General features: G+C 66.6%; 22 protein-coding genes. All 22 read right to left on the bottom strand.

Translation table 11 applies throughout. From position 1 onward, the window contains the following. Positions 1-9: 9 nt before the first annotated feature. The 22 genes from ACIQMR_RS35340 to ACIQMR_RS35235 all read right to left on the bottom strand — a co-directional run bounded on the left by ACIQMR_RS35340 (position 10) and on the right by ACIQMR_RS35235 (position 8,790). Positions 10-513, bottom strand: coding sequence for a DNA cytosine methyltransferase (locus tag ACIQMR_RS35340; RefSeq protein WP_401396406.1), 504 nt, complete (start codon positions 511-513; stop codon positions 10-12). 91 nt (positions 514-604) lie between these two features. Next, entirely contained in the window at positions 605-1,339 is a 735-nt protein-coding gene (locus ACIQMR_RS35335) for a hypothetical protein (protein WP_401396404.1), read from the bottom strand. A gap of 131 nt (positions 1,340-1,470) precedes the next feature. Continuing rightward, a complete protein-coding gene (locus ACIQMR_RS35330) occupies positions 1,471-2,016 on the bottom strand; it encodes a hypothetical protein (RefSeq protein WP_401396401.1) in 546 nt (181 codons plus the stop codon). 16 nt (positions 2,017-2,032) lie between these two features. Beyond that, positions 2,033-2,584 (bottom strand): hypothetical protein, encoded by a 552-nt coding sequence (locus ACIQMR_RS35325; protein ID WP_401396398.1) that lies wholly within the window; start codon positions 2,582-2,584, stop codon positions 2,033-2,035. Continuing rightward, positions 2,578-2,877, bottom strand: coding sequence for a hypothetical protein (locus ACIQMR_RS35320; protein WP_401396395.1), 300 nt, complete (start codon positions 2,875-2,877; stop codon positions 2,578-2,580). Before ACIQMR_RS35320 ends, ACIQMR_RS35325 begins: the two co-directional genes overlap by 7 nt. Before the next feature lie 62 nt (positions 2,878-2,939). Continuing rightward, entirely contained in the window at positions 2,940-3,161 is a 222-nt protein-coding gene (locus tag ACIQMR_RS35315; RefSeq protein ID WP_401396392.1) for a hypothetical protein, read from the bottom strand. Then, entirely contained in the window at positions 3,158-3,499 is a 342-nt protein-coding gene (locus ACIQMR_RS35310; RefSeq protein ID WP_401396390.1) for a hypothetical protein, read from the bottom strand. Before ACIQMR_RS35310 ends, ACIQMR_RS35315 begins: the two co-directional genes overlap by 4 nt. Continuing rightward, positions 3,496-3,714, bottom strand: a complete 219-nt coding sequence (locus ACIQMR_RS35305; protein WP_401396387.1) for a hypothetical protein — start codon at positions 3,712-3,714, stop codon at positions 3,496-3,498. Before ACIQMR_RS35305 ends, ACIQMR_RS35310 begins: the two co-directional genes overlap by 4 nt. After that, complete coding sequence (locus ACIQMR_RS35300) at positions 3,714-4,013, bottom strand: hypothetical protein (RefSeq protein ID WP_401396385.1); 300 nt, start codon at positions 4,011-4,013, stop codon at positions 3,714-3,716. The genes ACIQMR_RS35305 and ACIQMR_RS35300 overlap by 1 nt, the downstream gene beginning before the upstream one ends. Then, positions 4,010-4,177 carry a hypothetical protein gene (locus ACIQMR_RS35295; protein ID WP_401396382.1) on the bottom strand — a complete coding sequence of 56 codons (168 nt, stop codon included), beginning with the start codon at positions 4,175-4,177 and terminating at the stop codon, positions 4,010-4,012. The genes ACIQMR_RS35300 and ACIQMR_RS35295 overlap by 4 nt, the downstream gene beginning before the upstream one ends. Beyond that, entirely contained in the window at positions 4,174-4,434 is a 261-nt protein-coding gene (locus ACIQMR_RS35290) for a hypothetical protein (protein ID WP_401396379.1), read from the bottom strand. The genes ACIQMR_RS35295 and ACIQMR_RS35290 overlap by 4 nt, the downstream gene beginning before the upstream one ends. Continuing rightward, complete coding sequence (locus tag ACIQMR_RS35285; protein WP_401396377.1) at positions 4,434-4,685, bottom strand: hypothetical protein; 252 nt, start codon at positions 4,683-4,685, stop codon at positions 4,434-4,436. The genes ACIQMR_RS35290 and ACIQMR_RS35285 overlap by 1 nt, the downstream gene beginning before the upstream one ends. A gap of 116 nt (positions 4,686-4,801) precedes the next feature. Then, entirely contained in the window at positions 4,802-5,248 is a 447-nt protein-coding gene (locus tag ACIQMR_RS35280) for a hypothetical protein (RefSeq protein ID WP_401396374.1), read from the bottom strand. Beyond that, a complete protein-coding gene (locus ACIQMR_RS35275) occupies positions 5,248-5,439 on the bottom strand; it encodes a hypothetical protein (RefSeq protein WP_401396371.1) in 192 nt (63 codons plus the stop codon). The genes ACIQMR_RS35280 and ACIQMR_RS35275 overlap by 1 nt, the downstream gene beginning before the upstream one ends. Beyond that, positions 5,436-5,675, bottom strand: coding sequence for a hypothetical protein (locus tag ACIQMR_RS35270; RefSeq protein ID WP_401396368.1), 240 nt, complete (start codon positions 5,673-5,675; stop codon positions 5,436-5,438). The genes ACIQMR_RS35275 and ACIQMR_RS35270 overlap by 4 nt, the downstream gene beginning before the upstream one ends. A gap of 84 nt (positions 5,676-5,759) precedes the next feature. Beyond that, positions 5,760-5,942: a hypothetical protein gene (locus ACIQMR_RS35265; protein ID WP_401396365.1), complete on the bottom strand. Its 183-nt coding sequence runs from the start codon at positions 5,940-5,942 to the stop codon at positions 5,760-5,762. An 82-nt stretch (positions 5,943-6,024) separates the two neighbouring features. Beyond that, positions 6,025-6,237, bottom strand: a complete 213-nt coding sequence (locus ACIQMR_RS35260) for a hypothetical protein (protein ID WP_401396363.1) — start codon at positions 6,235-6,237, stop codon at positions 6,025-6,027. Beyond that, positions 6,234-6,908 (bottom strand): RNA ligase family protein, encoded by a 675-nt coding sequence (locus ACIQMR_RS35255; RefSeq protein WP_401396360.1) that lies wholly within the window; start codon positions 6,906-6,908, stop codon positions 6,234-6,236. Before ACIQMR_RS35255 ends, ACIQMR_RS35260 begins: the two co-directional genes overlap by 4 nt. A 70-nt stretch (positions 6,909-6,978) precedes the next feature. Beyond that, a complete protein-coding gene (locus ACIQMR_RS35250; protein ID WP_401396357.1) occupies positions 6,979-7,221 on the bottom strand; it encodes a hypothetical protein in 243 nt (80 codons plus the stop codon). Beyond that, complete coding sequence (locus ACIQMR_RS35245) at positions 7,218-7,628, bottom strand: hypothetical protein (protein WP_401396354.1); 411 nt, start codon at positions 7,626-7,628, stop codon at positions 7,218-7,220. The genes ACIQMR_RS35250 and ACIQMR_RS35245 overlap by 4 nt, the downstream gene beginning before the upstream one ends. Next, a complete protein-coding gene (locus tag ACIQMR_RS35240) occupies positions 7,625-7,990 on the bottom strand; it encodes a hypothetical protein (protein ID WP_401396351.1) in 366 nt (121 codons plus the stop codon). The genes ACIQMR_RS35245 and ACIQMR_RS35240 overlap by 4 nt, the downstream gene beginning before the upstream one ends. Beyond that, positions 7,987-8,790, bottom strand: coding sequence for a hypothetical protein (locus ACIQMR_RS35235; RefSeq protein WP_401396348.1), 804 nt, complete (start codon positions 8,788-8,790; stop codon positions 7,987-7,989). Before ACIQMR_RS35235 ends, ACIQMR_RS35240 begins: the two co-directional genes overlap by 4 nt. Positions 8,791-8,802 lie beyond the last annotated feature (12 nt).

The following is an 8,802-nucleotide window of genomic DNA, read 5'->3' as shown; positions in this document are numbered from 1 at the left end:
CGGGTAGCGTCAGATACCGTCGGCGTCGGAAGGTGTGGCGTAGCAGAACCACCGGTCGCGATGGTGCGGAGCCCCGATGTCGGAAGCTCGAAGAGAAAGCCACGAAGCGCTGTACTCGATCTCGTGAAGCGAACGGAGCACGTGGCCTTGTCCCCGATTTCGGAGTGCTCCCACGTTCTCCAGGAAGACGTGTCGCGGTCGAAGAACCCGTATCCCGTCGGCGATGTTGAACCAGATACCGGAGCGCTCACCCTTGATTCCCTCCCGGCGTCCTGCGTTGCTGATGTCCTGGCACGGGAAACCGGCCGTGATGGTGTCGATTCCCTCGTCCAGCAACGCGCCCCAGTTCTGGTAGCGAACGTCGCCGATGTTCGGGGCGTCAGGGAATCGGTGGGCCATGACTCGGCAGGCGGCGCCGTGGACTTCGGCCACTACCGTGACCTTGTCGCCGGTCAGTGCTTCAACGGCAATCCCAAGCCCGCCGTACCCTGCGCAAAGCTCAAGGATCGGCATCCTCTCTCCTCTTGTGTGCGTAGAATCGTGAGAACGCCCGCCCCTCCCGACCGCAATTCGGGAGGAGCGGGCGCAGTGCGTTGCAGGTGGATCAGGCGGCGTCGGCCAGGGGCTGTGCGGCCTCGTAGGTGCTCAGGACCTTGATGACCGGCTTGTTGTAGCTGACGTCGCGGCCGGCCTTCGTGGTGTAGGAGACGTTTTCGATGGAGAGCGTCGCCCGGACCGGGCCGCCCGTCGCCTCCTCCGTCGCGCCGCCGACCTTGTCCACGTCGGCGATGACGGTGTGGAGCACCTTGACGAGCTCCCAGGAGCCGGAGTTGAAGCGGAAGAGCCCCAGCTCCGGCGCATCCGCCAGCTTGAAGACGACGTCGATGGACGGCTTCGGGCCGCGCCCCGACTTCGCCTTGTCCTTGCGGTCCTGGAGGAGCTTCGGGCAGCCGCAGGGCTGACCCTTGTCCTCCTCCGGCGACAGGAACTCCACGCCGTCGCAGTGGTGGACGAGGCCGGACATGCCGAAAAGCTTCATGGAGGCGTCGATCTTGTGCGACGACTCGATGATGATCTCCACAGACGCGGAGTCGGTCAGGATCTCCAGGTTGTCTTCCTTGTCGGTGTCCCACTCCTCCGCGGCGCCGCCCATGAGCTCCGCGATCTTCTCCGCGACGACCGGGTCACCGGTCGTGACGCGCCACTCGTTCAGGGATTCGGGCTGCTTCCCGACCAGCCGGCCAGACCGGAAGCGGCCCACGAAGTCCTCACTGAACTGACGCTCGCGAGGCTTGCTGTCGGGGTCGGTCTCCCAGATGCGGCCGATGTTGTTCGCCATGTGTGTGAGTGCCTCTCGTAGGTGACGTGTGAGTGTGTGCCGTTGGGCTGCGCGCCCTACGCCTTAGTTATGTGGCGTCAGCGCTGGAATGTGTCGGGTGACTTTCAGGAGTTCCACTCGCGTCCGCGCCATCAGTACTCCAGCCCGCGACGGATCGTCGGCAGGGCGACGTCAGAGCCGTTGGCCAGGCGCCACACGGTGCTGCCGTCCTCCTCCGTGCCCATGCACTCCAGGCGCGGAGCTCCGTCAGTCGACTTGCGGAGGGCGTCCAGTTGCGCCTTCAGGCGACGGATCTCCGCGTTCTTCAGCTCCAACGCCTCCAGGCCAAAGTTGGATTCATCCGCGGCCCGTCGACGAGCAGAGAGCCACGCCAGGCGGTAGCGGTCAGCGCGGTCCGCCTCCTCCTCGCGGAGCCGCTTGAACATCAGATAGAGCTCTCCGGCACGCTCGAGGAGGCCGTCCCGCTCTACCACCTTCGCAGTCAGTTCCTCCGCGTGCTCCTCAGCCACCGTCTCCCGGCGGATGGCGTCATCAGCGCGCTTGTTCTCGACGCGCAGGAGATCCTTCAGGCGCGCGATCTCCGAGTCCCTCACCTCCAGTTCCGGCGAGACGGCGTCCATCAGGTCGCCCACCCACGTCGACGAGTGCACACGAGGGTGCGCGTGCACGTTCTCCACGACGTCGTACAACCGATCACGCAGCCCCATCCGCCAACCTCCACAGATCCTTGTCCGCCGATGTCACACGCTTCCTCGCCTGGAGCAGCTTCCAGAGATCCCCCGGCGTGACGTCGCCCGGAAGTCGGCCGTCGTCGAAGAGATGCACGCCGGCACGGAGGTAGACCTCGTCGACAAGCTGCGAACAGATCATGTGGCCCGTGTCCGCGATGAAGTCGCGCACCCACGTGGGGCGTACACGGAAGTGGGCCAGACCGATGGAGACGTAGTCGAGGAAGCTGTACGGCGTGCCGACGAGCTCCCGCGCGGCGTCGACGATCCTCAGCCGCTGCCAGGTCTGCAGCGGGACCAGCCCCGTCGACCACACGACGGGCTCCGACGCATCCTCCAGGCGGATCAACTCCGCCCCGCCAGGCATGGCCTGAACGATCTGGCCGTCCCCGACGTACACGAAGGCGTGCTGTACGGGCGCAGCGTCGCCCACGAGGGCCTGGCCGGCGGACACGAAGGCGCCGGTGATGCCGCGGATCTTCGTCAGGGCGAAGTCCCCGGGGAGCGGGGTCACCATGCGTCTTCCTCCTTTGCGTTGGGGTCCCAAAGCCGGCACCCGGCTTCCTGCACGACGTCGGCCAGACACAGCGCCAGGGTCTCTACGTCGACTGCGTCAACGCGAGTGGATACCTGCGCACGCTCCAGCGCGGCTTCCAGGTGCTGACTGGCGCACTCCTCCGCCACGTCGTGGTACCGCGTCCCGGGCCGGTACGAGACAAGGGGGACGCTGTGGGTACCCAGACCAGCCACCCCGTCGTAGCGCAGCTCCGTGCCGATGGTGCATCCGATGTCCCGCGTCACGATGTTCACGTGGTGCACGAAAGGGCCCGCCGTGAACGTCAGATATGGGGCGGACCGAACAAGTTCGACGGTCACAGCGCCTCTACCTCCAGCCAGATACGGAAGTCCTGCGGCTCCGACGGAAGCGGGTCGCAGGTCTCTACGCGGACGTCGACGCTGCGCCCGTCGTCGGAAAACGACAGGAGCCGGTACCGGCGCTGCGGCCCTTCTTCGGGCGTCTCGTAGCCCTTGATCCACTCCCCCAGGACGTCAAGCGCGTAGTCCTGGACTTCGTGCTCCGGGATGGCTGTCATCTCTCCTCCAGCTGATCGATTCCGTAGACCCAGCGACGCGGGGCCAGTTGCTGCAGCTTCAGGTAGCTCGCGTACCGCTGGTAAGCCCGGAGCTTCTCCCGGGCCTGGACGAGCTCCCACCACGTGCGGGCGTCCAGGTGCTGCCGCCACTGATCGCCTTCACAGGACGAGCAGCACGCTGCGCGGCCGTGCCACGGCGTCTCGCGGAACTCCAGTCGGTCCTTCCGGCGCCGACACTGGACGCAGAGAAGCGCACCCTTCCCGCCCGGGTGGGTGCGCTCGAACTCCCTCTGTACGGCCTCCGCCAGGCTGATGCGGCGGGGGTTGGCTAGGGTCACCCGCCACCGCCCATCACCGTCTTCAGCGCCGCGCACAGCCACGTTCCGGCCGCCTGCTCCGCCATGGTCGGCGACCAACCCCGCGACTCCAGGTCGCGTTTGATGCCGTCGGCCGCGTCGTAGATGGGCTGGAGGGCGCCAACGACGTCCAGCATCGCCGTGGACACCTGGTGCCGGATCTCCTCCGGCGTCGGAGGCTGCTTCTGCCCGAACATCAGCGCCCGCCCTTCGGGTCGTGGTCTCCGGTGAACGCCCGCGCTTCAGCAAGAGCCTTCGCGTCTGCCTGCCGTTCGCCCCACCACTCCACGGCCTGAACGCACGCCGCCACGATCGCGCGTTCTGCCGTCGCATAGTTGGCGGGGCGAATGCACACGTCCTCCACGCACGAAGAGAGCCATCGGCCTTGACGCCGGATCTCTACCTTCAGCAGCCCAAAGGACTTCGGCCTCACCCGGTAGAAGTAGCCGGGCGGCAGCTCCGGCGCGCCAGCCGCTACGAGGTCTGCCATGCTCATTCGCTCTCCTCCTCCAGGAACTTCGACACCTGCAGCACGTCGTAGACGCTGAACGCCTCGTCCCACTCCAGGCTCTTCACGAGCGCGTGCGCGGCGCGGAAGAGGTCTCCGCGGTCCATGACGCGCGCTTCTGCCGGGCGCTCGCCGGCGTCGATCTGGGTCACTGCTCCTCCTCCTTGATCCGCGCCGCCCGATACGCCGGCGCCTCGTCGGGCTTGTTGATCAGTAGCCATCGGTAGGTGCGCAAGCTGAGCGCTGTCCATCCGGCTCTCGCCTCGCTCCACGTGACGCCGCCGGCGGGGCACCGCGAGCGGAACGGCTCCGGCGTGCGGTGCTGGTACAGCTTCGGGTCGTCCCCGCCGCGCACGCTGAAGCCGGTGTAGCCCTTACAGCGCGGGCATGTGCCGCCACGGGAGTGCATCAGTCCTCCTCGTCCTCGTCGCCCCGCAACGGAGGCCAGTAGTCAATTCGCGGTACCTGACGGAATGGCCCGTTGCCGTAGCAGCGCCCGCCCCGAACATCGTGCGGATCGTGATCGCAGTGCGTGTAGCAGTCGGCCTCCTTCGGCGTGATGCGGATCGGTGTCCAGACCTGAAGGTCTGACAGCATCCGCGTCACTTCCTCCGGGGTGTAGGCGAACCCGCCGTGAAGTCCCGACAGATGGCGTCGCATGGACTCGTATGCCGGTCGGCTGTCCGCCAGCTCCAGGCGCTCGAAGTGCCCACAGCCGTCACCAATTCCCGGAGGACCGGGACGGCCCATCGGGCAGTGGACGAATAGGCGGCCCATCAGGGGACCTCCGGATCGATCAGGTCGGCACCATGGCACTGACCCGCTTCACGTTGCTCGTTCTCGTACCGGCCCCAGCGATCCCGGCGGCTCCAGGAGTCCTCACGAATCCGCTCCGCGGCCTCGTGCTCCACGGCCGCGCGGTAGTCGTCGAGAGCGCCGAAGAGGGAGAAGTTCACGGTCCCTGCCGACTCTCCCATCGCTGCAGCGTCGATGACGGCCTGATGAGCAGCCTCCGTCTTGCCCATGGCGACGACGACGGCCCTCCCCGTCCCGGGACAAGCGTCCGCAGGGTGGCCGGTGCGGATCGTCTTGCACCGCGTGGGCGGGTGCTGCTCGCACGCCTCGTCGACGTCGTCCGTGTCGACTAGGCCGCACGGGGCGAGCGGGCACGGGCAGGTTGCTTCGACGTGGCCAGGGCCGTCGAAGGAGCGTCCGATGTGCATCAGACGCACCCCCCGAACTCCGCGCCGTAGCCGTGCGCCTGGCCGTTGTCCTGCGGTTCGCCGCATCCGACGCAGCAGGTGTCGACCTCCGGCAACCCGGTCGTCCGACATGGGGCGTTCGGGTTCCGCGCGCACGCGGCGCAGTCGCCGTCTCCGTCGGTGTCGTTGACGCACTGCCCGATGTGGGTCACGCCGCCTCCCCCTGCGCGTCGCGGTAGCCATCCTGGTAGCCCTCGTCGTAGGCGTCGTTCTCCGTGTACTCGTCCATTTCGCTGTACAGAGCGTGGAGGTCGTCCTGGTTCATGACGACGGTCGCGATGGTCTCGCCCCGCGCGTTGACGGTCTCCAGGTCGTACTCCAGACCGCGCCGGCGAACGGTGACGATCGAACCGTCGGCGGTGTGGATGGTGCTCAGTGAGCGCTTCATGTGGCTCTCCTCTCGTCTGCTCCTACGCCGAAAGCCCCCGGCGCCGAAGCAACCGGGGGCTAGGTCGTGCGTGTGTGACTCGCGTCAGTCCATCGGGTTGTAAGGAAGCGTCAGCGTTTCCCACGTCAGCGGGGCGCCGTAGTCGTCAACCTTGTTCAGCTCCAGGGCGCGGACGCCGTTGCTGTTGCCGTTGTCCAGGTAGAAGCCGTCGTCCGCGGCTGCCTGAATCGCCTCTTCGATGGCGCGGGCGTGCTCTTCGAGGGTCATGAACTTCCCTTCGAGTTGCCTGAACAGAGCAGGAGAACGATCACGATCAGGACCAGCGCGGCCCCTCCCCCGGCGCCACCCATCAGCGTCTCGCCTTCGACGTCGACGGCGCCTTGTAGGCCGGCTTCGGCGCCTTGTAGGTGGGCGCCTTCGGCTTCTTCACCTTCGGGGCGTCGACGTCGATCTCAATCCCCGTGTCCGGGGCCTGCGACCACTCGTCCACTTCGGCCTGGCAGCCGACCATGATGACGATGAACGCCGCCAGGACGGCGACTCCGGCCAGTCGGTACGTCATGCTGCCTCCCACTTCCCCGCGTCGTTGTTGTCGAGCGTGACCTTGAAGACCCCGCGGGTCTGCGTGTGATAGACGCAGATGCCTTCGGGGTTCATGAAGCCGGGAGCTGCCATGCTGCCGAATTCACGGAGACTCCCCAGCCATGACGTGATCTCGGCCTCCCGGAACGGGCCCTCGTACAGGACCGGAACGGCGCCGATCTGTCCGGCGAGCGACGACAGCTCCGCCCTCGTCGCCATGGAGTCCAGGCCGTCCTCCGCCGTCTCGTACCACCGCGCGGTGTTGAAGAGGCTGAACCGCTTGTGATCCAGGCCGTAGCGCCGCTGGATCCCCTGGCCCCACCACTCGCCGAAGTGCAGGCCCGGACCCAGGATCTTGACGAGCTCCGCGGCGTTCTCGCGGACCCAGCGAGCAAAGCCGTAGTTGTCGCTCTCCGGGGTGATCAGCCGCTTCCGCGACTGAGCCGCGATGCGCCACACGTGCTCGCCGTCCCAGATCTCCCACGGCTTCAGCGGGTAGGCGTCGAAGACGGCGGCGTACTCAATCGCCGTCCCGCGCTCGATGTGGATTGCGGCGTTCGTGCCGTCAATCTTTTCGGTAACCACGATGTCCCGGAACAGGCGCGGCGTCTTCGGCCATTCGCGGAACTCCGGGGCGAAGCTGTCGCTCATGCTCTCTCCTCAGTGCATGCGTAAGAGCGGGGCGCCCGCGATGGACGCCCCGCTACGTGTGTGCTGTGTGCTACGTGGCTTTCGACGACTCCCACGCGAAGAGCTCCGTCAGGAACTCGCCGGCCGTCGTGTTGGTGTACGTCTCCAGCCAGTACCTGTCATCCGTGTCCCAAACAACGACCTTGAAGCTGGGATCCTCGTAGGTGTACGACGAGTAGCGGTAACCCTCGTCGTACTCGAAGGTGACGCCGCCGATCTCGCGGCCCAGTTTCTCCGCGAAGTACGCGCGGCATGCCTGCTCGAAGAGGCTCACAACCCCATCACCTCCGCGCGATACTTGGCCACTGCGTCGGAGTGCGCCTGCGGTACGCGCGACGCATCGCCGTACGTGCGGATCACAGCCGGCTCCAGCGCCATCCGGCCTCCTTCAACGCGGGTCGTCGCCTTCCCCGCGTAGTCACCACACTCGTCGGCAGTGGTCTCCTCCACTGACTTCAGAACCGCGCCGGCGTGGCTGATCGTCGTGGACTTCGCAGCCCACATGGGCATCGTGCAGTCCGTGTCGCGAAGCTCGTACCCTTCCACGCCGGCATGAGCGTAGGGATCGCTGGCGTTGATCAGGTCGGCATACTTCTTTGCCGCGTCCTCGTCGGAGAAGACCTGAACGTTGCGGAAGTCGCTGTACTCGCCACGCGTGACGATGTACACGGTGTCGCTCACTTGCTCTCTCCCTTCAGTCGCGCGAGCTCCCGCGCCTGGCTGACGATGACGGCCTTCAGCTCGTCGACGGTCTCCGCGGTGTACACGGTCACGCTGCCGAGATTCCAGAGTGCGCCTGTGCCCAACCAGGGAGTGCTCTCCTCCGGCGGTGCGGATACCACATGCTGCGCCGCCCTGAGCGCGTCGCGCTCCACGTCGGTGAGGGCCTGTTCGTAGGCTTCACGAAGACTGACCTTTTCGCCTTGCAACTCGAAGATCCGGGCGCCACGCTGCTGATGCAGTGCCCAAACTGCTCTGTAAGCCGCCTTGTTGCGCTGCACCTCGTCGATCAGGCGCTTCAGCCCCGGCTCAATGTCGCTCATGCTGCCCTCCGCGAAGTACCCGTCTCCTGCTCGCCACCGCTCGCGATGGGCCGGCCGACGACCTTCTTCTTTCCGTCGGCTTCCCAGTCGAAGACCTCACGGAGCGCCTTGAAAGCTTCGAAGACCTTCGGACCGCATTCCACAGGGACGAACTGCCAGCCCTCCGGGCGGACATGGAGGACGGCACCGCCGCTCATCTCCGGCACCGGGAGGGACTCACCGTCGGAAGCCCTGATGATCCGGTCCGCGTAGCGGTAGGCGGAAAGCTGCAGCGCCACGGAGTCGTAGACGGCCTTCGACGTCTTCCAGTCCAGGACGACCGTCTCTCCGTCGACCTTCGCGATCGCGTCGAAGGAGCCGGCGTAGCGGTGTTCGTCGCTCCAGACGGTCTCCTCCAGGTGGAGGAACTCCGGCTGGACCTCCTGGAGGAACTGCTCGAACCACCGGACGTGGGGCTTCACGTCGACGTGGATGTGACGGGGGTTGATCCGCTCGCCCCGCGCGAGTCGCTCGAAGAGGTCGTGCGCCGCGGATCCCAGATCGGTCGCCGCCTTGCTCTTCCTCCGGTGCGCGCCCTTCAGGTAGTCGATGGCGCCGGCAGGGTCTCGCTTGCACAGCTCACTGACGATGTCCCAGTTGTCGACGGCTGCCGTCGCCGCCTCCTTCGCCGCCCAGAACGTCAGGAAGTCCTTCGGGAGCATCCCGACGATGCTGGTCACGCCCGGGACCTTGATGTGAGCGTCGTCCGGGTCGATGTAGAAGCGGCTCCCGCCGCGCTTCAGTGTGCGTACTCCGGCCACTTGGCCTCCGCT

The organism is Streptomyces sp. NPDC091376 (assembly GCF_044757085.1).
Taxonomy (GTDB): domain Bacteria; phylum Actinomycetota; class Actinomycetes; order Streptomycetales; family Streptomycetaceae; genus Streptomyces; species Streptomyces pratisoli.
Note: the sequence above shows the minus strand (reverse complement) of the source record. Positions and strands in the feature narration are given on the sequence as shown.

Bases quoted from the DNA above. Each gene is read 5' to 3' on its own strand.
- ACIQMR_RS35340 (WP_401396406.1), bottom strand. From the start codon at position 513: ATGCCGATCCTTGAGCTTTGCGCAGGGTACGGCGGGCTTGGGATTGCC.
- ACIQMR_RS35335 (WP_401396404.1), bottom strand. From the start codon at position 1,339: ATGGCGAACAACATCGGCCGCATCTGGGAGACCGACCCCGACAGCAAG.
- ACIQMR_RS35325 (WP_401396398.1), bottom strand. From the start codon at position 2,584: ATGGTGACCCCGCTCCCCGGGGACTTCGCCCTGACGAAGATCCGCGGC.
- ACIQMR_RS35315 (WP_401396392.1), bottom strand. From the start codon at position 3,161: ATGACAGCCATCCCGGAGCACGAAGTCCAGGACTACGCGCTTGACGTC.
- ACIQMR_RS35305 (WP_401396387.1), bottom strand. From the start codon at position 3,714: ATGTTCGGGCAGAAGCAGCCTCCGACGCCGGAGGAGATCCGGCACCAG.
- ACIQMR_RS35300 (WP_401396385.1), bottom strand. From the start codon at position 4,013: ATGAGCATGGCAGACCTCGTAGCGGCTGGCGCGCCGGAGCTGCCGCCC.
- ACIQMR_RS35290 (WP_401396379.1), bottom strand. From the start codon at position 4,434: ATGCACTCCCGTGGCGGCACATGCCCGCGCTGTAAGGGCTACACCGGC.
- ACIQMR_RS35285 (WP_401396377.1), bottom strand. From the start codon at position 4,685: ATGCGACGCCATCTGTCGGGACTTCACGGCGGGTTCGCCTACACCCCG.
- ACIQMR_RS35280 (WP_401396374.1), bottom strand. From the start codon at position 5,248: ATGCACATCGGACGCTCCTTCGACGGCCCTGGCCACGTCGAAGCAACC.
- ACIQMR_RS35270 (WP_401396368.1), bottom strand. From the start codon at position 5,675: ATGAAGCGCTCACTGAGCACCATCCACACCGCCGACGGTTCGATCGTC.
- ACIQMR_RS35265 (WP_401396365.1), bottom strand. From the start codon at position 5,942: ATGACCCTCGAAGAGCACGCCCGCGCCATCGAAGAGGCGATTCAGGCA.
- ACIQMR_RS35260 (WP_401396363.1), bottom strand. From the start codon at position 6,237: ATGACGTACCGACTGGCCGGAGTCGCCGTCCTGGCGGCGTTCATCGTC.
- ACIQMR_RS35255 (WP_401396360.1), bottom strand. From the start codon at position 6,908: ATGAGCGACAGCTTCGCCCCGGAGTTCCGCGAATGGCCGAAGACGCCG.
- ACIQMR_RS35240 (WP_401396351.1), bottom strand. From the start codon at position 7,990: ATGAGCGACATTGAGCCGGGGCTGAAGCGCCTGATCGACGAGGTGCAG.